This is a genomic window from Shewanella piezotolerans WP3 (assembly GCF_000014885.1).
GTDB lineage: Bacteria > Pseudomonadota > Gammaproteobacteria > Enterobacterales > Shewanellaceae > Shewanella > Shewanella piezotolerans.
The window spans coordinates 3,754,697-3,779,441 of sequence record NC_011566.1; the positions used below are offsets into that span (position 1 = coordinate 3,754,697).

The 24,745-nt window shown below is 45.6% G+C and carries 12 protein-coding genes; 7 read left to right on the forward strand and 5 right to left on the reverse strand.

Annotated features, from left to right (window positions below; translation table 11 throughout):
* Positions 1-11 precede the first annotated feature (11 nt).
* The 5 genes from SWP_RS15860 (at position 12) to pfaD (ending at position 18,977) form a co-directional block, all read left to right on the forward strand.
* Positions 12-878, forward strand: coding sequence for a helix-turn-helix domain-containing protein (locus SWP_RS15860; protein WP_020913588.1), 867 nt, complete (start codon positions 12-14; stop codon positions 876-878).
* Complete coding sequence (locus SWP_RS15865) at positions 878-9,040, forward strand: type I polyketide synthase (protein WP_020913589.1); 8,163 nt, start codon at positions 878-880, stop codon at positions 9,038-9,040. The genes SWP_RS15860 and SWP_RS15865 overlap by 1 nt, the downstream gene beginning before the upstream one ends.
* On the forward strand, positions 9,040-11,286 hold the full coding sequence (locus SWP_RS15870) for a PfaB family protein (RefSeq protein WP_020913590.1): 2,247 nt from the start codon (positions 9,040-9,042) through the stop codon (positions 11,284-11,286). Before SWP_RS15865 ends, SWP_RS15870 begins: the two co-directional genes overlap by 1 nt.
* Positions 11,286-17,156, forward strand: coding sequence for an eicosapentaenoate synthase subunit PfaC (gene pfaC / locus SWP_RS15875; RefSeq protein ID WP_020913591.1), 5,871 nt, complete (start codon positions 11,286-11,288; stop codon positions 17,154-17,156). Before SWP_RS15870 ends, pfaC begins: the two co-directional genes overlap by 1 nt.
* A gap of 192 nt (positions 17,157-17,348) precedes the next feature.
* A complete protein-coding gene (gene pfaD, locus SWP_RS15880) occupies positions 17,349-18,977 on the forward strand; it encodes an eicosapentaenoate synthase subunit PfaD (RefSeq protein WP_020913593.1) in 1,629 nt (542 codons plus the stop codon).
* 68 nt (positions 18,978-19,045) lie between these two features.
* Here pfaD and SWP_RS15885 read toward each other — a convergent pair whose 3' ends face one another.
* Positions 19,046-19,606 (reverse strand): GNAT family N-acetyltransferase, encoded by a 561-nt coding sequence (locus SWP_RS15885; protein ID WP_020913594.1) that lies wholly within the window; start codon positions 19,604-19,606, stop codon positions 19,046-19,048.
* Between the two features lie 37 nt (positions 19,607-19,643).
* Positions 19,644-19,862, reverse strand: coding sequence for a DUF6500 family protein (locus SWP_RS15890; protein ID WP_020913595.1), 219 nt, complete (start codon positions 19,860-19,862; stop codon positions 19,644-19,646).
* 160 nt (positions 19,863-20,022) lie between these two features.
* On the opposite strand from SWP_RS15890, the gene SWP_RS15895 reads away from it, so the two are divergent.
* Positions 20,023-21,654 carry a sensor domain-containing diguanylate cyclase gene (locus SWP_RS15895; protein WP_020913596.1) on the forward strand — a complete coding sequence of 544 codons (1,632 nt, stop codon included), beginning with the start codon at positions 20,023-20,025 and terminating at the stop codon, positions 21,652-21,654.
* 78 nt (positions 21,655-21,732) lie between these two features.
* On the opposite strand, the gene SWP_RS15900 is transcribed toward SWP_RS15895, so the two are convergent.
* Positions 21,733-22,362, reverse strand: coding sequence for a TetR/AcrR family transcriptional regulator (locus SWP_RS15900; protein ID WP_020913597.1), 630 nt, complete (start codon positions 22,360-22,362; stop codon positions 21,733-21,735).
* Between the two features lie 130 nt (positions 22,363-22,492).
* Here SWP_RS15900 and SWP_RS24225 point away from each other — a divergent pair, with 130 nt between their 5' ends.
* Complete coding sequence (locus tag SWP_RS24225; protein ID WP_187148506.1) at positions 22,493-22,642, forward strand: hypothetical protein; 150 nt, start codon at positions 22,493-22,495, stop codon at positions 22,640-22,642.
* 175 nt (positions 22,643-22,817) lie between these two features.
* Here the strand turns inward: SWP_RS24225 and SWP_RS15905 are convergent, their stop codons facing one another.
* The gene (locus SWP_RS15905; RefSeq protein WP_020913599.1) at positions 22,818-23,843 is read right to left on the reverse strand and encodes a lipid A deacylase LpxR family protein; all 1,026 of its coding nucleotides are present in this window, start codon (positions 23,841-23,843) and stop codon (positions 22,818-22,820) included.
* A gap of 138 nt (positions 23,844-23,981) precedes the next feature.
* Positions 23,982-24,497 (reverse strand): hypothetical protein, encoded by a 516-nt coding sequence (locus SWP_RS15910; protein WP_020913600.1) that lies wholly within the window; start codon positions 24,495-24,497, stop codon positions 23,982-23,984.
* Positions 24,498-24,745: the final 248 nt, after the last annotated feature.

Here is a 24,745-nt window from a genome sequence, read left to right on the forward strand (position 1 = left end):
CCGCTAAATAGATGGCAGAGCAAGTTAACACAAGCTTAAATTCGGCAGCGACTAATCCGAATAAGTGTACGCAAAGCGCGACAGAAGCTCGGCACAGTAATGCAACCACGACTCCCGAGATGCGTCGATTCATTCAAGAATCGGACTTCAGCGTGAGTCAACTTTCTAAAGTGCTGAACATTAGCGAAGCCACTGTACGCAAATGGCGTAAGCGCGATTCGATTGAAAACACGCCAAATACGCCCCACCACCTCAATACCACGCTAACGCCGCTGCAAGAATATGTCGTCGTCGGTTTGAGGTACCAGCTAAAAATGCCACTCGATAGATTATTGACTGCTACACAGAAATTTATTAACCCCAATGTTTCACGCTCTGGCTTAGCAAGATGTTTAAAGCGCTATGGTGTTTCGCGAGTTAGCGATATTGAAAGTCCTGATGTACCAATGCGCTACTTTAACCAACTGCCGATAACCCAAGGCAGTGATGTACAAACCTATACCTTGCACTATGAAACACTGGCAAAAACCCTAGCTTTGCCAAGCACGGGTGCAGACAATGTGGTTCAGGTGGTTTCATTGACGATCCCACCACAGTTAACCGATGAGCAACCCAGTTCAATCCTGCTTGGTATTGACCCCCATAGTGACTGGATATATCTCGATATCTATCAAGACGGTAATACCCAAGCAACCAACAGATACATGGCCTATGTACTTAAACATGGGCCGTTTCACTTACGAAAGTTACTCGTCAGTAACTATCACAGTTTTATAGAGCGCTTTCCTGGTGCGACGCAAAATCGCCGCACCTCTACAGACAAGCCTAAAACAAACAACAAGACGCCTGAATGCCAGGCATCCACTGGAGACTCATAATGAGCCAGACCTCTAAACCTCAACAATCATCAGCATCAGAGCAAGCGCAAGACTCGCAAGCTGATACTCGCTTAAATAAACGTTTAAAAGATATGCCTGTCGCTATTGTCGGCATGGCAAGCATTTTTGCGAACTCGCGTTACCTCAACAAATTTTGGGATCTTATTAGCGAAAAAATAGATGCCATCACTGAGCTACCTGCCACTCACTGGCAGAAAGAAGATTACTTTGACGCCAACAAAAGCACACCAGATAAAAGCTACTGTAAGCGCGGCGGCTTTTTACCAGATGTTGACTTCAACCCAATGGAGTTTGGTCTGCCGCCAAATATCCTAGAGTTGACTGACTCATCACAGCTGCTCTCTTTAATAGTTGCAAAAGAAGTACTGGCTGACGCTAACCTGCCTGAAGTTTATGACCGTGACAAAATTGGCATAACCTTAGGTGTCGGCGGCGGACAAAAGATCAGCCACAGCTTAACTGCCCGTCTTCAGTACCCTGTGCTTAAGAAGGTCTTTGCCAACAGTGGTATTAGCGACGAAGACAGCGAAATGCTGATCAAAAAGTTCCAAGACCAATACGTGCATTGGGAAGAAAACTCATTCCCAGGTTCACTGGGTAATGTCATTGCTGGCCGTATCGCCAACCGTTTTGATTTCGGCGGCATGAACTGTGTCGTTGATGCTGCTTGTGCAGGCTCATTAGCCGCTATGCGCATGGCGCTTAGCGAGCTGGTTGAAGGTCGTTCTGAGATGATGATCACTGGCGGTGTTTGTACTGACAACTCACCGTCTATGTACATGAGCTTCTCTAAGACCCCCGCATTCACTACCAATGAAACCATTCAACCATTTGATATCGACTCAAAGGGAATGATGATTGGTGAAGGTATCGGCATGATCGCATTGAAGCGTCTTGAAGATGCCGAGCGTGATGGCGACAGAATTTACTCGGTCATAAAAGGTATAGGTTCATCATCTGATGGTAAGTTCAAGTCAATCTATGCTCCTCGCCCTGAAGGCCAAGCCAAAGCGCTAAATCGCGCCTATGATGATGCAGGTTTTGCACCGCACACTTTAGGTCTGATTGAAGCCCACGGTACAGGTACTGCCGCAGGTGATGCTGCAGAATTTGCCGGTCTTTGCTCAGTGTTTAGCGATGGTAACGACACCAAACAGCACATCGCGCTAGGTTCTGTTAAATCACAAATTGGCCACACTAAATCTACCGCTGGTACAGCAGGTCTGATTAAAGCAGCTTTAGCGCTACACCATAAAGTATTGCCTGCAACGATTAACGTCAGCCAACCGAGCCCAAAGCTGGATATTGAGAACTCACCGTTCTATCTCAATACAGAAACCCGTCCTTGGTTACCTCGCGTCGACGGCACACCGCGCCGCGCAGGTATCAGCTCATTTGGCTTTGGTGGCACTAACTTCCACTTTGTACTGGAAGAGTACAAAGCTGAGCACAGCCGCGAAGATAGCGAAAAAGCGAAGTATCGTCAGCGTCAAGTAGCACAAAGCTTCCTCGTTAGTGCTACAAGTAAAGATGCACTTATTAAAGAATTAAATACCTTAGCAGCTGCAAGTTCTGCTGCAGAGTTCAACCTTAAAGATGCCGCTGCAAATTACGCTGTACGCGAATTAGCCACTGATGCACCACGTATTGGTCTAGTTGCCAATAGTGCAGCAGAATTAGCAAGCTTCATCAAACAAGCGCTATCGAAGTTAACCGCAAGCGACGACACTCAATGGCAACTGCCTGGTGGTATAAGCTTCCGCGCAGCTGCGATTGAAGGCAAAGTGGCGGCATTATTCGCAGGCCAAGGTTCGCAGTATCTTAATATGGGACGAGATCTTGCTTGTTACTATCCAGAAATGCGTCAACAACTGGTCACAGCTGATAAAGTATTTGCCGCCAATGACAAAACACCTTTATCGCAAACACTTTATCCGAAACCTGTATTTAATAAAGATGATGTCAAAGCACAAGAAGCAGTGCTGACCAACACCGCTAATGCACAGAGTGCTATCGGTGCCATCTCTATGGGACAATATGCGCTATTTAGTGCAGCAGGCTTTAATGCCGATATGGTTGCAGGTCACAGCTTTGGTGAGTTAAGTGCGTTATGCGCTGCAGGTGTTATTTCAACAGATGACTACTATAAACTCGCATTTGCCCGTGGCGATGCTATGGCAACCAAAGCAAAAACTAAAGACGGTCACGATGCTGATTGTGGCGCCATGTTTGCGGTTATCCATAAAGCAGAGGATTTGAGCACACTTGAAAGCACTATCGCTAAATTTGATGGTGTTAAAGTGGCTAACTACAACGCACCGACTCAGTCGGTCATTGCAGGTCCAACTGCTAGCACCACTGATGCTGCTAAAGCATTAAGCGATCTCGGTTATAAAGCGATCAATCTGCCAGTGTCAGGAGCATTCCACACTGAGCTAGTTGGCCACGCTCAAGCGCCATTCGCCAAAGCGATTGATGCTGCGAAGTTTACTAAACCTAGCCGTGCACTCTATTCCAACGCTAGCGGCGCGCTATATGAAAGTACTGCAGCCAAGGTTAAGGCCTCGTTCAAGAAACATATGCTTCAATCAGTTCGCTTCACCGCTCAGCTAGAAGCGATGTTTGACGCTGGGGCTCGCGTATTTGTTGAATTTGGTCCTAAAAATATTTTGCAAAAATTAGTGCAAGGTACCTTAGCAAGCAAACTTGATGAGTTAAGCGTTATCTCTATCAATCCAAGCCCTAAAGGCGACAGCGACTTGCAACTTAAGCAAGCAGCTCTGCAGTTAGCCGTAGCAGGTGTACAGCTTGATAATATCGACCCATACCAAGCCGATATAGCCGCGCCAGCGAAACGCTCACCAATGAGCCTAACGCTAAATGCAGCCAACCATATTAGCCCTGCTACACGCGCTAAAATGGCTAAGTCATTAGCAACTGGCACTGTGAAGAGCGCGACTATCATCGAAGAAAAAATCGTTGAAAAGGTTGTTGAGAAAGTGGTTGAAGTAGAAAAAATTGTTGAAGTGCCAACCATCATTGAAAAAGAAGTTGAAAAAATCGTGGAGATTGCCGTACCAATGTCTAATGAGCATGTAGTGCCTACAGCCCCAGTTCAAAATAATACTGCCGCTCCAAGTGTTAGCGTTAGCACTGATGCCTTAAGCCAGTTCTTTGCTGCACAACAACAAGCAGCAGAGTTACATCAGCAGTTCCTCAGCATCCCACAGCAATATGGTGAAACTTTCACGACCTTGATGACAGAGCAAACAAAACTTGCAGGCTCTGGTGTCGCGTTGCCAGAAAGCTTGCAGCGCTCAATGGAGCAGTTCCACCAGCTTCAAGCGCAAACCGTTCAAAGCCATACTCAGTTTTTAGAGATGCAAGCTGGCAATAACAATGCCGCGCTAAACATGCTCAATGGTGCAGCGACTGTGCTCACCGCTCAGCCATTACACTCTGCAGTGCAAAGACCTCAGCAAGCCGTTCAACAGGTCGCAGTTTCTGCACCGGCAATGTCAGCGCCTGTAATAACGACTCAAGCTGCAGCGCCAGTTGCTCCAGTTGTTAACAATACTCCGGCGCCAGTTCAACAAGCCGTTGCAACACAGATTGAAGCCGTTACTAAAGCGGCTGAAGCTGCACCAGTAGTCGCTGCGCCGTCATCAGCACCAGCTGTGCCCGTGAGCAATAGCGCTGTGGCCGTTCTAAGCGCCGAGAAAGTTCAAGCAACCATGCTTGAAGTGGTCGCTGAGAAAACCGGCTACCCAACAGAGATGCTAGAACTTGAAATGGACATGGAAGCCGATTTAGGCATCGACTCTATCAAACGAGTAGAAATTCTAGGTACAGTGCAAGACGAACTTCCAGGTCTACCAGAACTCAGCCCTGAAGATTTAGCTGAGTGTCGTACACTAGGCGAAATCGTTAGCTACATGAACTCTAAACTGGCTGATGGCTCTAAACTCTCTACAACTGCCGCCGTAGGCGCTTCATCTGAAAGCGCAGCTCCTCAAGTTGCAACTGCAAAGACAGCCCTGAGCGCGCAAAAAGTCCAAGGGACTATGATGTCAGTGGTCGCAGAAAAGACCGGCTACCCAACAGAGATGTTAGAGCTTGAAATGGATATGGAAGCCGATTTAGGCATCGACTCTATCAAACGAGTAGAAATTCTAGGTACAGTGCAAGACGAACTTCCAGGTCTACCAGAACTCAGCCCTGAAGATTTAGCTGAGTGTCGTACACTAGGCGAAATCGTTAGCTACATGAACAGCAAGCTCTCTACAAATGACGCCGCAGGCGCTTCATCTGAAAGCGCAGCTCCTCAAGTTGCAACTGCAAAGACAGCCCTGAGCGCGCAAAAAGTCCAAGCGACTATGATGTCAGTGGTCGCAGAAAAGACCGGCTACCCAACAGAGATGTTAGAGCTTGAAATGGATATGGAAGCCGACTTAGGTATCGACTCTATCAAGCGTGTCGAAATTCTTGGTACTGTGCAAGATGAGCTTCCAGGCTTGCCTGAGCTTAACCCTGAAGATTTGGCCGAGTGTCGTACTCTTGGCGAAATCGTTAGCTACATGAACTCTAAACTGGCTGATGGCTCTAAACTCTCTACAAATGCCGCCGCAGGCGCTTCATCTGAAGACGCTGCTCCTCAAGTTGCGACTGCAAAGACAGCCCTGAGCGCGCAAAAAGTTCAAGCCACTATGATGTCAGTGGTCGCAGAAAAGACCGGCTACCCAACCGAAATGCTTGAGCTAAGCATGGATATGGAAGCCGATTTAGGTATCGACTCTATCAAGCGTGTCGAGATTTTGGGCACCGTACAAGATGAGCTTCCAGGCTTGCCAGAACTTAACCCTGAAGATTTAGCCGAGTGTCGTACACTGGGCGAAATCGTTAGCTATATGAACTCTAAACTGGCTGATGGCTCTAAACTCTCTACAAATGACGCCGCAGGCGCTTCATCTGAAGACGCAGCTCCTCAAGTTGCGACTGCAAAGACAGCCCTGAGCGCGCAAAAAGTACAAGCCACTATGATGTCAGTGGTTGCCGAAAAGACCGGCTACCCAACAGAAATGCTTGAACTGAGTATGGACATGGAAGCCGACTTAGGTATCGACTCTATCAAACGAGTAGAAATTCTTGGAACTGTGCAAGATGAACTTCCTGGTCTGCCTGAGCTTAACCCTGAGGATTTGGCAGAGTGCCGTACTCTGGGCGAAATCGTTAGCTATATGAACTCTAAGCTTGCGACATTTGAAGCTGCCGCGCCAGCTGCAACGCAAGTGGCTAATGGTCTTAGCGCGGAGCAAGTACAAGGCACCATGATGTCTGTGGTAGCAGAGAAAACCGGCTACCCAACAGAGATGCTTGAACTGAGCATGGACATGGAAGCCGATCTTGGTATCGACTCTATCAAACGAGTAGAAATTCTAGGGACTGTGCAAGATGAGCTACCGGGTTTACCTGAGTTAAATCCAGAAGATCTTGCCGAGTGTCGTACATTAGGTGAAATCGTTGCCTACATGAACTCTAAGCTGACCAGTGTTGGCAGCGCAGCAACTGCTGTCATCGCTGATGCAGTTAAATCTGTAGCAGAGACAGTAACATCTTCTCTTGAACTACCTCCTCACAGTGAGGTAGCGCTAAAAAAGCTTAGTGCGGCGGATCAAATTGTTGATTGCTTCGCCGCAGACGCAGCTGTCGTCATTACCGATGATGGTCATAACGCAGGCGTATTAGCAGAGAAACTCTCAAAAAAAGCCCTTAAAGTCGCTGTTGTTCGTCTGCCAAAAGGTGCAGCGCAATCACCGCTAAACAGTGACGTTGCCAGCTTCCAAGCAGAAAGTCTCGATGAAGCGGGGATCAATGCTGTTATCGCTCAAATTGAGCAACAACTAGGTGAGATTAGTGGCTTTATTCACCTACAACCAGAAGCTGACAGCAATAACGTTAATGATGCCATTAACTTGAGCAGCGAAAGCTTCACTCACGTTAGCCAAGCATTCCTTTGGGCTAAGCTGTTACAACCAAAACTAAACGTTACCAGTGATAAGCGTCGCAGCTTTATCTCTGTCAGCCGAATCGATGGTGGCTTTGGTTACTTAGACACTAAACAGCTGCAAAATGCTGAGCTAAACCAAGCCGCATTAGCAGGGTTAACTAAAACACTGAGCCATGAATGGCCAACGGTTTTTTGCCGCGCGTTAGATATTGCACCGAATTTAGATGCAACTCATTTAGCCGACGCCATTACTGGCGAGCTGTTCGATAACGTGACCAATTTGCCAGAGGTCGGTATTGCTAGCGACACGAATGGCAACATTGAACGTTCAACATTGGTTGCGGGCAATGCACGTTCTAAACATGCAACGGCACAGCTAAATAGCGCAGATAAAATACTGGTGACCGGCGGCGCAAAAGGTGTGACTTTTGAATGTGCCCTAGCACTTGCTAAGCGCACTCAGTCGCATTTCATCCTTGCTGGACGTAGTGAACTACAAGCTATTCCAGCTTGGGCGGCAGATAAACAGATCAGCGAACTTAAACCTGCAGCTATTTCACATATTGTCTCTACCGGTAGTAAGCCGACACCTAAGCAGGTAGAAGCATTAGTTTGGACAGTGAAAAGCTCTATCGAGATAAACACTGCTCTTGCAGCGTTTAGCGAAGTGGGCGCAAGTGCCGAGTATGTCAGCATGGATGTGACCGATACCGCCGCAATTACTGCAGCGCTAAACGGTCGCTCAGCTGAGATAACTGGCCTTATCCACGGCGCTGGCGTTCTGGCTGATAAACATATTCAAGATAAGACGATAGCCGAATTAGGTCGCGTATACGGCACTAAAGTCAATGGGCTGAAAGCGCTCCTTGCCGCACTTGAGCCGAGTAAAGTTAAGCTACTTGCGATGTTCTCTTCGGCTGCAGGTTTCTACGGTAATACCGGGCAGAGCGATTACGCCATGTCTAACGACATCCTTAACAAAGCGGCGTTGCAGTTCACTGCCCGTCACCCACAAGCTAAAGTCATGAGCTTTAACTGGGGCCCTTGGGATGGTGGCATGGTTACCGATGCACTGAAGAAGATGTTTACTGAACGTGGTGTTTACGTTATTCCACTTAAAGCTGGAGCAGAACTTTTTGCCACTCAGCTATTAAGTGAAACGGGAGCACAACTGCTTATTGGAACATCTATGCAAGGTGGAACTGACACTCAAGAGGCTGCATCTGTAAAAAAGCTTAATGCGGGTGAGGTGCAAAACGCATCACGCCCGCTAGCACCAGTATCTCTAACTAGAGTGTTAACCCCTAATGCGCTGGTCTTTATTCAAGACCACCGTATTGGTGGTAACCCAGTGCTACCGACGGTATGTGCGATTCAGTGGATGCGTGAGGCGGCAAGTGAAATGCTTGGCACTCAAGTTAAAGTTATCGACTATAAATTACTGAAAGGGATCGTCTTTGACAGCAGTGATGCTCAGGAGATGACTCTTGAATTAACGCCGAGCGGCAACGAGCAAATGACGGCATTAATCAGCTGTCATGGCCGTCCGCAGTACAAGGCGACTTTAGCTCGTAACGACAATGCTGATAATACGCCATCAAGGGAGTTCAACAGTCTTGGTAAAGCAGTGACTACAGCTGCAGAACTCTATAGCAACGGCACCCTGTTCCACGGGCCTCGTTTGCAAGGCATACAGCAGGTGTTCAAGTTTGATGATGCGGGTCTCATCGCTCAGTGCCAATTACCACAGGTAAGTGATACTGACTGCGGTCAATTTGTTGCAAGCCAACATCTTGGTGGTAGTCAACCTTTTGCTGAAGACTTGCTACTGCAAGCGATGCTGGTATGGGCAAGGCTTAAGTATGGCTCGGCAAGCTTACCATCGACTATCGGTGAGTTTATCTCAAACAAGCCGCTAGCATTTGGTGATAAGGCTGTGCTGGCGCTAGAGGTGGTTAAAACAAGTGCCCGCTCACTTGAGGCTAACGTTGCGCTTTACCATGAAAATGGTGAATTGAGTGCAATGATGAAAGCGGCGAAAGTCACTATCAGTAAGAACCTTAATAGTGCCTTCTTAACCGAAACAGCCGAGAGTGACAAAGATAAAACATTGAGCACTGGAGAGCAGTCATAATGGTCAGTTTGACTGCCAGCGCGATTAGCTCAAGTGATCAGGTTATCAAGAGTGAGATGCCACTGCGCATCGCACTCTTGGTGCTGCCTTCACCGCTAGATTTAAGCGCTAATGTAGAGCAAACATCTGAACTTATTTCAGTGCTGCTCCCTGAATTGCATAGCTCAAAGTTATTGCAATCATCAGAGCTTGTCTCTGTTCAAGTCGACGACTTTGAAGCTAATTTAACCGCTACTATCGATGCGATAGAGCATGGAAAAATAGTGCAAATATCAACAGCGACCAGTTCGCTATTAATGATGCATGCACTTAAAGCGGCACAAAATAGAATTCACCCTCATGCTCAGCTTGCGGCGATGCAGATAAGCTCATTCACTCAGTCAGAGTCAACAACGCTTGCTGACTCATGCATGAACAAAGCATTAGGCCAAGCTAAGCGTCACGCTGACAGTGTCAGTAAACGTTTTGATTTACCACAGCTTAATAGCACGCAGCAGTTTGATACCGTGTGTAAGCTAATCAATGATCTCGCTTGTCGCACCCATCAAAGAGACGCTAGCTCAATTAGCGCTAAACAAGCAGCAAATCACTACTGGTTTACCGAGCATCATCAAGCACGAGTGATGGCTATTAATTTAACCAATACAGTAGAAAGTACTACAAGCTGCATCAGCTTCATTGTTTCTCAAGGTACAGGCTTTATCGCAGCAAAGTCGATTATTGATAGCAAACGATTACAGTTTATTGTCAGTGCTAATAGTGAAGCTGAATTGCTTAATGAACTTGCGAGGCTCAACTCTAAACTCGAAAGTAAGCAGGCTGCAGCACCGAGCTCAATACTGACGCTAATGCGCGACAACCTTCTCGCTTATGAAAAACAGCATAATGATAAAGTAGCCATCGATAAATATGCTATTACCCTGCAGGCAAACTCAGTTGAAACCATGCAGCAAGAGCTTAAAGCCATGGCCGACGCTCTGCCTAAGATCATCAGCGAACAAGGTCAATACCGTACCCCAGCTGGGAGCTACTTTACCGCTAACGCTCTAGGCACCGTCGAGCAAAATGGTTTAGCTTTTGTCTACCCTGGGGTAGGTACAGTCTATGGCGATATGTTTAGTCAATTGCACCGATATTTCCCTTCTCTCTATGCCAAGCTTGAGCGAGATGGTGATTTAAAGTCGATGCTTCAGGCAGACACTATCTACCATTTGGACTCAAAAGTAGCGCCTGCTATGCCCCTTGGCGACCTAGCTATTGCTGGTGTAGGCAGCAGCTACTTGCTGACTCAGTTACTGGTTAAAGCATTTAATGTCACCCCACGTTTCGCTCTCGGTTACTCCATGGGCGAAGCATCAATGTGGGCAAGTCTTGGTGTATGGAGCGACCCACACGCCTTAATTGAAAAGACCAAAACGGATCCACTTTTTACCAGTGCCATTTCAGGCAAGCTAACAGCGGTTCGTCAAGCTTGGCAGCTTGATAGCACCAGCCCTGATATTGTCTGGAACAGCTTTGTGGTTCGCTCAGATGCAAAAGCCATTGAAGCACTTCTGCCTGAGTTTCCACGCGCTTACCTTGCCATTGTTCAAGGCGATACCTGTGTGATTGCTGGTTGTGAAATCCAGTGCCGCGAATTATTAGCGCGGATGAAGAAGCGTGGCATTGCAGCAAACAGAGTGACCGCTATGCATACTGCCCCCGCAATGGAAGAACATCGCAATGTAGAGCAGTTTTACGATCAACCGCTACTCGAATCACTGCCCACTGATATCAAGTTTATCAGTGCTGCCTCTGGTGACAGCACGGTATCGAACACAACCACGGGCATTGACAGTCAAATTATTGCGCGCTCCATTGCCGATACTTTCTGCAACACTTTAGACTTTACAGCGCTTATCCATAGCGCTCAAAAGCAAGGCGCGACATTATTTGTCGAGCTAGGCGCAGATAGGCAAAACTGCACACTTATCGATAAAATTGCCAAACAAGATCGCCAATGCGGCAGCAAGTCTTCAGACTTTCCTTGCTGCACTGTGCCAACAAATGCCAAAGGCGGTGACGATATCACCACCCTGCTCAAGGCATTAGGCCAGCTCATTAGTCATCGAGTTCCCCTCACTGTATCGCCACTTATTGATGGATTAAACCGTCAAATAGCGCTGGAGCAATTAGCCTCTGCAGCTTGCGCGAAACAGATAAAAGGTAAACAGATGTCGAACCTAACATTACAAGGGGAAGTCTAATGTCTTCTTCAGACAGAAATACTAGCTCCAAACAGAGCAAGATAGCTATTGTTGGTTTAGCTACGCTGTACCCAGATGCTAACAGTCCACAGCAATTTTGGCAGAACTTACTCGAGAAACGAGATTCTCGTAGCACCTTGACCGATAAGAAGCTCGGTGCCAATAGCGCCGATTACCAGGGTGTACAGGGTGAGTCAGACCGTTTTTATTGCGATAAAGGCGGTTACATTGAAAACTTCAGCTTTGATCCGTCAGGCTATAAGCTCGCAGCAGATAGCCTTGAGAGTTTAGACAACAGCTTTCTATGGGCACTCGATACCAGCCGCAAAGCATTAGATGATGCGGGCATAGCCCTTAACAATGATGACTTGCTTGCACGTACTGGCGTTATTATGGGGGCGCTCTCTTTTCCCACTGAGCGCTCCAACGACCTATTCTTGCCTATTTATCACAGTGCGGTAGAAAAAGCGTTACAAGATAAGCTTGGCAGCCAAAACTTCAAGTTAAGCGCCACTAATGCAGCAAGCCCGCGGGCGACTAATGAGTCCACCCTAAATACTGCTAATGGCGCCATTGCCCATAACACTTCAAAAGTGGTTGCTGACGCTCTTGGGCTTGGCAGTGCTCAGTTAAGTCTAGATGCTGCTTGTGCAAGCTCTGTTTACTCACTTAAACTTGCTTGTGATTACTTAAGCACAGGCAAAGCCGATGTGATGCTTGCAGGCGCCGTATCTGGCGCTGACCCATTCTTTATCAACATGGGATTCTCTATATTCCATGCTTACCCAGATCATGGGGTATCAGTGCCCTTTGACGGTAACAGCAAGGGGTTATTTGCGGGTGAAGGTGCGGGGGTATTAGTACTTAAGCGCCTTGAAGATGCAGAACGCGATAACGACAAAATCTACGCAGTGGTTAGCGGAGTGGGATTATCAAATGATGGCAAAGGCCAATTTGTATTAAGTCCAAACCCTAAAGGTCAGGTCAAAGCCTTTGAGCGTGCTTATGCTGCTAGTGACATAGAGCCTAAAGATATTGAAGTGATTGAGTGTCACGCAACTGGCACGCCACTGGGTGACAAAATTGAACTCACTTCAATGGAAACCTTTTTCGAGGATAAGCTGCAAGATAGCAGTGCCCCGCTTATCGGCTCAGCCAAATCAAACTTAGGCCATCTGCTCACCGCGGCTGGCATGCCAGGGATCATGAAGATGATCTTTGCCATGAAAGAGGGTTTATTGCCACCGAGCATTAATATCAGTGATGCTATCTCGTCACCAAATCAGTTATTTGGTCAAGCGACCATGCCAAACTTAGTACAAGGCTGGCCAGATAAACCCTCTAATAATCATTTTGGCGTAAAAACTCGCCACGCAGGCGTTTCTGTATTTGGCTTTGGCGGCTGTAATGCTCATCTATTACTTGAGTCTTACTCGCAAAAATCGGCACCGAGCCAAGCCCAAAGTTCAGTGGTCACAGCAGCGACACCTGCACCATTGAAGATAGTTGGCCTCAGTTCGCATTTTGGACCTTTAAGCACCATTAACCAGCTCGACAATGCCATTGCAAGTAACAGTGATGCATTTATTGAGCTGCCAGAAAAACGTTGGAAAGGCTTAGAGAAACACCCCGAGTTACTGGCACAGTTTGGTCTTAACGCTGCGCCGAAAGGGGCTTACGTTGATAACTTTGAGCTAGATTTCCTACGCTTCAAACTGCCTCCAAACGAAGACGACCGCTTGATTTCACAGCAACTGATGCTGATGCGCGTCACCGATGAAGCCATTCGTGATGCCAAGTTACAAGCGGGGCAAAAAGTGGCCGTGTTAGTTGCGATGGAAACAGAGCTTGAGCTGCATCAGTTCCGCGGTCGAGTTAATCTGCACACCCAACTGCAACAAAGCTTAGCTGCGTTAGGTGTTAACCTAAGTATTGATGAATACCAAGCACTTGAAGCTATCGCCATGGACAGCGTGCTTGACGCTGCCAAGCTTAATCAATATACCAGCTTTATTGGCAACATTATGGCGTCTCGCGTGTCGTCACTGTGGGACTTCAATGGCCCAGCCTTTACCATTTCAGCGGCAGAACAATCGGTAAGTCGCTGTATTGATGTTGCTCAAAACCTTATTGCCGAAGATAATCTTGATGCAGTCGTGATTGCAGCAGTCGATTTATCAGGCAGCTTTGAGCAGGTTATCTTGAAGAACAGCATCGCCCCGGTAGCCATGACGCCAAAGGGTAATACTGCAGCACAAGCTAGTTGGAACGTTGGCGAAGGTGCTGGCGCAGTCGTGTTAGTCAAAGATGAAAGCACATCAGGTCGCGCTTACGGCCAAATTGATGCATTGGCATTTGGCCATGCGCAGCAATTGCCGCAAGTGACCGATAAACTACTGACACAAACCGCAACTAACAGTACCAGCATCAATGTTGTTGAAACCAATATCGCACCAGGCAGCTTAACCACAAACGTGACACTGAACGACAGCTTTGTGAACGCCGTTGCTACCAGCGCCGATGATCGAATCGGCCACTGCTTTGCCGCTGCAGGAATGGCAAGTTTACTTCATGGATTATTGAGTGTATCTCGCAACGCGGCAGCAACTAACAAAGCTCTGATCACCAATGTGAGTGAAAACCAAGCTTCTCAATTATTGATTAGTCAGAGCCAATGCGAGCAGCAAGCATTGGCTGCGCGCCTAGCCAATGAGCTTAAATCTGACGCAAAACATCAGCTAGTAAAGCAAGTCACCTTGGGGGGTCGTGATATCTATCAACATATCTACGACACACCACTAGCTAGCTTGGCTGCAATTAAGAACAAAATGGCAAATGGCGCAGTATCCACCCTGCCCCTGCAACCAAACAAACCTATGGTAGTTAGAGCGCAACAGACAGCTCAGCTTTCAACCTTACCTATGAGTGCTGTAAGTGCCTCCGATATAAACACGGCAGCAGTTGCGACTCAAACGCTCAGCACTCAAACATTAGGCACTTCATCTATGACGACTCAAGTTAAACCGACACAAGCAAACCCCGTTGTTAGCACTACAATTGATGTTTCAGCAGGCGACTTAGCTGCATTCCAACAAAATCAGCAGCTCGCCCAGCAAGCACACCATGCATTTCTTAAGAGCCGCTCTGCAGGTATGCAAGTTGCCGATGCACTGCTAAAACAACAACTTGCTCAAGCAACAGGCCAAGCTGTAGCACCTCAAACTGTCACAACGACCGCTCCTGCAGCCGTTGCTCAGCCTGCTCCTATTGCAGCAGCTGTGAATGTTATCGCTCCTGATCACGCTAATGTGCCACCTTATATCGCGCCAACGCCAGCACTTAAGCCTTGCATCTGGAACTACGCTGATTTAGTTGAATACGCTGAGGGCGACATTGCTAATGTATTTGGCAGCGATTACGCGATAATCGATAGCTACTCGCGTCGCGTTCGCCTACCAACCACTGACTACCTGTTGGTCTCTCGTGTCACTAAGCTCGATGCGACTATTAACGAGTTTAAGCCTTGTTCAATGACCACTGAATACGACATTCCAGTCGATGCACCGTATCTGGTCGATGGTCAGATCCCGTGGGCGGTTGCCGTAGAGTCAGGACAGTGTGACCTGATGTTGATCAGCTACTTAGGTATCGATTTTGAGAACAAAGGTGAACGAGTTTATCGTCTACTAGATTGTACCCTCACCTTCCTAGGCGACCTACCTCGTGGCGGTGATACCCTGCGATACGATATTAAGATCAACAACTATGCCCATAACGGCGAAACCTTGCTATTCTTCTTCTCCTACGAGTGTTTTGTTGGCGACACCATGATCCTGAAAATGGATGGCGGTTGTGCAGGCTTCTTTACCGATGAAGAGCTGGCGGATGGTAAAGGCGTTATTCGCACCGAAGATGAGATTAAAGCCCGTAGCTTAGCGGTAAAGAAAACCTTCAACCCGCTACTCGATTGCCCAAAAACCAGCTTTAGCTACCCAGAAATTCACAAGCTGCTAACTGCCGATATCGAAGGTTGTTTTGGCGCGAGCCATAAAGGCAATGCTCAACCATCACTTTGCTTCGCATCAGAGAAGTTCTTGATGATTGAGCAGGTGAGTAAAGTTGAGCGCAATGGTGGTACATGGGGCTTAGGCTTAATTGAAGGCCATAAGCAACTTGAGGCTAACCATTGGTATTTCCCTTGCCACTTCCAAGGCGATCAGGTGATGGCTGGTTCATTAATGGCCGAAGGTTGTGGTCAGTTACTGCAATTCTATATGCTGCACCTTGGTATGCACACCCAAACTAAAAATGGTCGTTTCCAGCCACTAGAAAATGCCTCACAGCAAGTTCGTTGTCGTGGTCAAGTATTGCCGCAATCTGGTGTTTTGACTTACCGCATGGAAGTGACCGAAATTGGCTTTAACCCACAGCCTTATGCCAAAGCGAATATTGATATCTTGCTTAACGGCAAAGCCGTAGTGGATTTCCAAAATTTAGGCGTAATGATCAAAGAGGAAGATGAGTGTACTCGCTACCCTCTTCTGACCTCAAGCACTACTAACGAACCATCAACAGCTACTTGCAATGCGCATAAAGAATACCAAGCCGCATCGGTTAACGCTCCATTGATGGCGCAAATCCCCGATCTGACTAAAGCGCCTAACAAAGGTGTGATCCCAATTTCACATGTTGAAGCGCCAATCACACCGGGTTACCCAAACCGCGTACCTGATACAGTGCCATTTACGCCGTATCACATGTTTGAATTCGCTACTGGTAACATTGAAAACTGCTTCGGCCCTGAGTTCTCCATCTACCGCGGCATGATCCCACCACGTACTCCATGTGGCGATCTGCAAGTGACGACTCGCGTCATCGAAGTTAACGGTAAGCGTGGCGATTTTAAAAAGCCATCGTCATGTATTGCTGAATATGAAGTGCCAACAGATGCTTGGTATTTTGATAAGAACAGCCATCAAGCGGTAATGCCTTACTCGATTTTGATGGAAATTTCACTACAGCCTAATGGCTTTATCTCTGGCTATATGGGCACGACCCTTGGCTTCCCAGGGCTTGAGCTGTTTTTCCGTAATTTAGATGGAAGCGGTGAACTATTACGTGAAGTCGATTTGCGCGGCAAAACTATTCGCAACGACTCACGATTGTTATCAACAGTGATGGCTGGCACTAACATCATTCAGAGCTTTAGCTTCGAACTAAGCACCGATGGTGAGCCTTTCTACCGCGGCAGCGCAGTGTTTGGTTACTTTAAAGGTGAGGCACTTAAAGACCAACTAGGTCTTGATAACGGTAGAGTGACTCAGCCTTGGCATGTCGCTAACGATGTCGCACCGACAACCACTGTTAACCTTCTGGATAAGAGCTGTCGTCATTTCAATGCCCCAGCGAGTCAGCCACACTACCGCCTAGCGGGTGGTCAACTTAACTTTATCGACAGCGTTGAAATTGTTGATAATGGCGGCACAGAAGGTTTAGGTTACCTATATGCCGAGCGCACTATTGACCCTAGTGATTGGTTCTTCCAGTTCCATTTCCATCAAGATCCGGTAATGCCGGGCTCCTTAGGTGTTGAAGCGATTATCGAAACCATGCAGACTTACGCCATCAGTAAAGACTTGGGCGCAGGATTTAAAAATCCGAAGTTTGGTCAGATTTTATCGAATATCAAGTGGAAGTATCGTGGTCAAATCAACCCATTGAACAAGCAGATGTCGATGGATGTCAGTATCACCTCAGTTAAAGATGAAAATGGCAAGAAAGTGATCACTGGTAATGCAAGCCTAAGTAAAGATGGTCTGCGCATATACGAAGTGTTTGATATTGCAATATCTATCGAAGAATCTGTTTAATGGTTGATTAGCTGGCTATTATCGCCACGCTTCATCGTTGAAGGTGCTCACCTATTAACATAGGCTGCGCGCCTTCACCTTGAATCGCGACGAACTAGCTGCCTCTAAACCATTAAAGACGTCAATGAATTAGATTAAAAGAATAGCTAAGAGCCGCTGGCTCAAAACAAATGATTAAGGGTCTTAAATATAATGAATCCTACAACAACTAATGAAATGCTATCTCCGTGGCCTTGGCTGGTCACCGACACCAACATCAGCTTTGATGTTACCGTGATGGAGCAGCAGCTAAGAGACTTCAGCCGTGGCTGCTATGTGGTAAACCATAACGAAAAAGGCGTTGGCATTGCGCAAACTGCAGAGCTTGTCGCTGACCAAGCCGCTAACAGCAATAGTCTACCTGTTGCAGCTTTCACACCCGCGCTAGGTACCGAAAGTCTAGGCGATAGTAATTTCCGCCGCGTTCACGGGGTAAAATACGCTTACTACGCAGGCGCTATGGCAAATGGTATCTCTTCTGAAGAGTTAGTGATTGCGCTCGGCCAGGCTGGTATTTTATGCTCATTTGGCGCAGCAGGACTTATCCCAAGCCGCGTAGAAAAGGCAATTAACCGTATTCAAGCCGCGCTACCAAACGGGCCGTACATGTTTAACCTTATCCATAGCCCAAGTGAGCCAGCGTTAGAGCGTGGCAGTGTCGAGCTATTTCTGAAGCATAAGGTTCGCACCGTAGAAGCATCAGCATTTTTAGGCTTAACGCCGCAAATTGTTTATTACCGAGCGGCAGGTTTGAGCCGTGATGCTCAAGGTAATATCGTTGTCGCTAACAAGGTTATTGCTAAAGTGAGCCGCACCGAAGTCGCTGAAAAATTCATGATGCCAGCTCCTGCAAAGATGCTGCAAAAGCTTGTAGATGAAGGCTCTATCACGCCAGAACAAATGGAACTGGCGCAGCTAGTTCCTATGGCGGACGATATCACTGCCGAAGCAGATTCAGGTGGGCATACCGACAATCGTCCGTTAGTGACACTTTTGCCAACCATCTTGGCATTAAAAGAAGAGATCCAAACTAAATATCAATACCCAACACCTATTCGTGTTGGTTGTGGTGGTGGTGTAGGAACACCTGATGCGGCGCTAGCAACCTTTAATATGGGCGCAGCTTATATTGTGACCGGTTCTGTCAACCAAGCTTGTGTTGAAGCGGGTGCGAGTGAACACACTCGTAAACTACTATCAACCACTGAGATGGCCGATGTGACCATGGCTCCAGCTGCAGATATGTTCGAAATGGGCGTGAAGCTGCAAGTGGTTAAGCGCGGAACCTTGTTTCCAATGCGCGCCAACAAACTGTACGAGCTCTACACTCGTTATGACTCAATAGAAGCGATTCCAGCTGATGAACGTGAAAAACTTGAGAAACAAGTCTTCCGTTCGACCCTTGATGATATTTGGGCAGGAACCGTGGCGCACTTTAATGAGCGCGATCCTAAGCAAATTGAACGTGCAACAGATAACCCTAAGCGGAAAATGGCACTGATTTTTCGCTGGTATCTAGGGCTTTCTAGCCGCTGGTCAAACTCTGGGGAAACAGGTCGTGAAATGGATTACCAAATTTGGGCTGGTCCTGCTTTAGGCGCCTTTAACCAGTGGGCGAAAGGTAGCTATTTAGATAATTATCAAGAGCGTAACGCCGTCGATGTGGCTAAGCATCTGATGTATGGGGCTGCGTACCTTAACCGCGTTAATAGTTTAACCTCACAAGGTGTGAAGTTACCCACTCAGCTACTTCGTTGGAAGCCAACGCAACGTATGGCTTAAATGCCATAGCGCCTAGGCATGAATATAAAAACCATCGAGTGAATTCGATGGTTTTTTTATGACTACTATTACCGAGTTGATCTCATGACTTTCACCCCACCACCACGGCTCAAACCATAGGCTGCGTGATCATACGTGCGACCGTTGAGCTGTTCAGCTCTGGTAATGACACCTTCAAGCTCAAAGCCTAAGCGCTCACAGACACTGCGGCTAGCCTTATTTTCAGTGGCAACAAAAATCTCCACTTTCTCCATTTGCAGTTCAGTAAAGGCTAAATCAATTAACTTAGCCACCGATCTGCTAACGATCCCCTTGCCTTGATGTTCAGCGCTCAACCAATAGCCTATTTCTACTTTTTTGAGTGATTGATTTATTGTGTTAAAACTTACATTCCCTACCAATTCACCATCATAAATCATGCCGCAAACTAACGACTTACCGATAGCATAGTCATGCAGTGACTTTTCAATAAAGCCCTCAAAAAAAACCTCATCATGGGCAAGTAGCGGCCATACCAGCCACTGACTTAAGTACGCTCTTTGCTGTGAGACAATTTTTAGGTATTTTGCGGCAAATGTTTTTTCTACCAAAGTCAGTGTCAAACCTGAATCTACTTCCAATGTAAACATAGCTCTACCTTCCTAAAATGGGGCAACTTCATACTTCCTATAACCCTGCTTCAATTAACAGTTTAACCTTTTGGGCCTTAACAAAATGGTCCAATTGATGTGTTTCAATCCACCACTTAGCGACTTCCATCAATGACTGCGGCTCATCATTTTTATTAGCAAAAAAGGCATAAAATGAAACGCCAACCCCCTCGCCTTTTGCTGCAATTTTTTTGTCACAGATTGCCACTATTCTATCTCTCAATATTTGTCTCATCATTCACTCTTATGCAGTGTTCCCTGCTTTTAAAATCTCAAATATCTGTGGTTTCAAACGTTAACCTATACACCGAAGCGAATTAATTAACTACTGCTACAATTAACTCAACCTCCTCTTTGTACATTACGAAAATGTCCAACTTACAATAGGCGCCTAATTGACATTGAGAACCCTCAGCTTTAATCAACTACAAATTAGAGTATTTACCATCATCGTAATGTTATTCACAGCGGTGATTTTCAGTTATCGCTTTTTTATTCAAATTCCGCAACTTGAAGCTACCATGTTAAAGCTTTCAGAGAGAGAGCTTAATAGTATGATTTTTGCTATTAAGCGGATCAATAAGCCGATGGTAACCCTTAATTATGACTATGCAGTTTGGGATGAAACTTTTGAATATGTACTACAACCGACCTCTAAACATAGTTTACGATATCTGGTTGAAAACTTTTTGAATGATACATTTATCCGTTTAGAGATTGATGGAGTTTTTATCTTAAATAGCCAAGCAGAATTATTATATTCAAAAGGCTTTCACCACAAAAACGAACATGCTTTAACCTTTAACTTACACCAGTTTGGTACTTTTCCTGAGAATAGAGTTCTCATCGACACTCCTTATGATGGCAAAAAGGTTTTAGCTAAAACAGGAGTGGTATCAACTTTGTCAGGTCCAGCACTCTATAGCTCAACCCCAATATTATTATCAGATAAAAGTTTACCCTCCAATGGCTTTCTAATATTCATACGCTTGATTAATCAAGAACTGGTTAATGAAATCTCACAATTTACGGCCACACCGGTTGTAATGACGCCTATCAGTAGTCAACAGGAAGCAAAAGGCCTCAAAGATTGGGATGCTGAAGTAGAACTGACTCAAATATTACCCTTTTCCCAAAGAGTCATTCGTAACACTAAAGGAGAGGCAATACTGAAATTGACGCTATATCATACCAATAGCCAAGCGCCATCTATATGGGGAATAGGCATGATAAGCCTTTTCTTCGCCATGATTATGCTATTGATTACAGTGTACCTTTTACTTTCAGGGTTCATCATTCGCCCAGTCCAGCGCCTTGCTCGAAACATCAAAGCAATGGACAAAAAGCAAAAATATAAAGAGCTTCCTAAAAACTACATCATTACCGAACTTAGAAAAATATCATTTCATTTTAATGCTCTGTTGGGGACAGTGCAGCGACAAAACACACTGCTTAGCCATCAAGTTTACGTTGATGAACTGACACAAATAGCCAACCGCCGTGCGTTTGAACTCCATCTAGCAACTCAAATTCAATTGTTAAAGCGACAAAATATCGGTTTTACGCTCATCTTGGGCGATATCGATTACTTTAAAAAATACAATGATACCTTAGGGCATTTAGCGGGGGATGAAGCATTAAAAGAGGTCGCGAAGATGTTAGAACAACACTTTAAGCGAGCTGAAGATATGTGCGCACGCTTTGGTGGAGAGGAGTTCATAATGCTCTACAGTGATATTCCATTTGCCCCGTTAGAGCGTAAATTGTCGGAGATATTACAGTCACTACAGCATAGAGCTTTGCCTCACCCAAGCTCAGAAGTCAGCGATTATATCACCGTCAGCTTTGGCGTGTGCCAAGTTCTACCTATGCCCAACCACTCTTATCAAGACAACAGCTTTATTACAGGTAAGCAGATCACCGAAATGGCTGATAAGGCACTTTATCAAGCAAAGGAAAGTGGGCGAAACCAATATTATAAAGTCACTATCACGGCTAATGATATCCCCTCGGATAATAAAGACTAACGATTAAGTAAAAGTCACAGGCTTGCTTAACGTGGTCCTAATTCCTGTGCAATAAACAACTTTTTAATGGCATGGTCATTAGGACTTCACTAGATAAGCAAATAGCACTTCTGGCAACTCTTTTGTAAATTCCGCTGCAGTTAAACTGCACGCTGTCGCTGGCGTTAACCCAGGGTAAAGTACTTTGTCCAGCAAGGTATTTACCATCATATAGACACAGATGTCGTTTGCTTGCGATTTATTGACTGCACCGATCTCTTTGTCATAACGCATTAAAATAGCCGATAGTTTCTGATAAACGACGTCTCTATTTACCACTTTATCTGATGCCAATATTTCAGAATGAAGCCTCGAATTAAGATGCAATGTGCGAAATACACTCTCCTTTTCTAATAAGAAAACATAAGTCCCGCTAACCATTTTCACCAAAGCATCATGTAAGCTTTGGTACTCTTCAGATTCCATTGCAGTAACCCACATCATCAAATCATGACCAAAATCCTGATACAACAATGGCAATAGTGACTCTTTATCCTTAAATCGACGATAGAAGGTACCCACTGAAACTCCCGCGGTATCAGCGATATCTTTAATACTAATATGTTCGAAGAATTTATCAGCTAAACAGATGTGCAATGCTTTTAATAGATTTTTCTGAGTATCTAAACTGCGCTGTTGTTTCGGCGCTAAATCACGTTCAGTGGACATACTTTATGACATTTGAGTAGAATTTAGGGGGGCATAATAGCAGATTATCTCATGCAATAGACTAGGGGTTGTTGATCTTTCACGGTTGTTTTTGCCGCAGTTTATTGGCTATTTTGACAAGGCGGAGGCTATGCCGTTTAGTTATTCTCCACAAATAGTCTACAACACAGTAAAAATAGCCAAGAAACGCGGCCCTTTGGGTTCGATTCAATGCTTCTATAACGGTGTTATGAGCTTTTCACTTAGCCAGCTAAGCTTTATCGCTCAAGCCTTGTACTAGAAGCATTATTCCTTACGGTAAAGAACCGAACAAAAACTAAGCTCGAAAGATCAACAGCCCCTAGATACCAGACGACATTGACTATTAACTCGCCGCAAATGTGTATTCCTTTCGACTTTATATAACCTATTCGCTTTGAGGTTCCAGTGAGCAGATAGGCTTACTAGCCTAGAGCTTAATAATGGTAACTTATGCTTGCAGCGCCATAATTGGTGTCAGATATTTGCCCCTCGAAATGATCACTACCACGTAGCGTTGAAAATAAGATCCCCCAACTCCCCCAGCGCATGGCAAACCCCATACTCAATTGGCCTTGTTCATTGATCAATTCAACTGAGTGGCTATCTTTGAAAGTATTACCATCAAGTGTAATATCGTTTAGCACATAACCACCGTAAGCTGAAAAAAACAACATCCAGTTAAAACCTTTATCAGACATATAAGCATAGGGATTAGCACTATGAGAAGCGGTTGGATTAATACTGGCGTAAGTTTCATTCAGGCCACTTCCAATTCTGAATGTTAAACCAAAGCCAGCATCACTGCGTAAATTCCCCAGTCCAGCTTGACTGTAAAAACTCACATCTGTAGCCACATTATCTGTCAGTGCTAATTGTCCAAAACGATGTAAGTATTCAGACTCAATGCGAAACACAGCTTCGTTTTCAAGTTGATTATCCCAACCTTGAGGATCTCTAGCATCGATAATTGCGTGAATAACACCTTGAGTTTGTTGGGCTAATGAGGCTGGGCCAACGACCCCCAAATTAAGTGCAAGGCTCGTGGCAACATTGTCATCATACTGGCGTAATTTAGCTTGCCACAACAACACTCCAGCATAAGGTCTATCATCAGTCAGCAACTGTTCGGTATCTAAATCTGACGGAGTATACATGCCTTGTAAGATGGCATAACTAATGCTGTATTGCCCTTCATTCCCTTGGTTTATATAACTCCAATCACTCGCTGCACGGATCCAGGCAGGCATATCAATATCATCAAACCCCTGAACAACAGAATCACCCCACGCATACCCCACACCATTACTGTAACCATCATCAGTAGGCTCAAGTACGCCGAAGGCATCATTTTCAAAGATAAACTGCCCCCAGTGACTTGGCTTAAACTCTGTTTCGCTGGCTGCAGCATGCCCAAAAAGCACTAAGCCACAAATGTTCAATAATAAAATATGTTTTTGCACGCAGTATCAAGATTCTAAGAAAAGGTAGAGTAATTATAGGTGAGGCTATATAAAGGACGAAGCAAATAAGTAGCATTTCCTCTTATAGATCGCAGAAATGACACTAACATCGTTTAAATAAAAGTCATAACGAGAGAGTCAAAGGCGAGTCAACTTCTCATCTTTTTTAAATCTAATCCCCTCTTGAGCTAACTCCACATCAATATTGCAATCGACTTGAGATTGGTCGAGTTTTTCACAGCGGTTGAGCGTCAACTCGTACTGCTCATTTGCTAAGGCAGACATAATCTCATCACAGCTAAAAGATTTTTGGTTTATCTCTTTAAAACACAAGCCTTGTTTGCTGATTTCATCACCATCTTTGGCAACTAAATAATCCCAATCATCACCCCATGACTTAATTCTCATTGTGTACTTTTCATCGTCAGTATATATAGTCAACTCAGGGGCAACCTTTACACCGAAGTTCATCTCATTGGTTACATAAATACCAATATCACAAGCCACTGACTCCTGTTGAGTATCTGCACTGAAGCGAGTGCTTTCGGCCGCTAATGCAATCTGAAAAGTTAGATCTTTTTGACATGCAGATAAGCTTAACAGCCCCACACTAACAACAAGGTACTTAGCCAGGTTCATTGCGTAATTATTCACAAGTGTAATCGTTTGTATCCAATACTAACAAAGATACAGGTGATTGTTTAGCTCCACGACTGAGAGCCACCATTAGGAATAAGTTATTACCAAATGACATACCAAGCTTATCCAGAATAAATATTCAACTAAAGCATGAAAGACAAACATATAAACCAACCAGCAGCAGTTCATCAGTGTTAAATCTTTTTTAAATTACAGGCCACTTTGCGAATAAAAGTTCACATTTAATCAAATGCAGCATCAAT

What these genes read in the sequence shown, in the direction of transcription:
- SWP_RS15860 (WP_020913588.1), top strand. Translation starts at nt 12, where the DNA reads ATGGCAGAGCAAGTTAACACAAGCTTAAATTCGGCAGCGACTAATCCG.
- SWP_RS15865 (WP_020913589.1), top strand. Translation starts at nt 878, where the DNA reads ATGAGCCAGACCTCTAAACCTCAACAATCATCAGCATCAGAGCAAGCG.
- SWP_RS15870 (WP_020913590.1), top strand. Translation starts at nt 9,040, where the DNA reads ATGGTCAGTTTGACTGCCAGCGCGATTAGCTCAAGTGATCAGGTTATC.
- pfaC (WP_020913591.1), top strand. Translation starts at nt 11,286, where the DNA reads ATGTCTTCTTCAGACAGAAATACTAGCTCCAAACAGAGCAAGATAGCT.
- pfaD (WP_020913593.1), top strand. Translation starts at nt 17,349, where the DNA reads ATGAATCCTACAACAACTAATGAAATGCTATCTCCGTGGCCTTGGCTG.
- SWP_RS15885 (WP_020913594.1), bottom strand. Translation starts at nt 19,606, where the DNA reads ATGTTTACATTGGAAGTAGATTCAGGTTTGACACTGACTTTGGTAGAA.
- SWP_RS15890 (WP_020913595.1), bottom strand. Translation starts at nt 19,862, where the DNA reads ATGAGACAAATATTGAGAGATAGAATAGTGGCAATCTGTGACAAAAAA.
- SWP_RS15900 (WP_020913597.1), bottom strand. Translation starts at nt 22,362, where the DNA reads ATGTCCACTGAACGTGATTTAGCGCCGAAACAACAGCGCAGTTTAGAT.
- SWP_RS24225 (WP_187148506.1), top strand. Translation starts at nt 22,493, where the DNA reads ATGCCGTTTAGTTATTCTCCACAAATAGTCTACAACACAGTAAAAATA.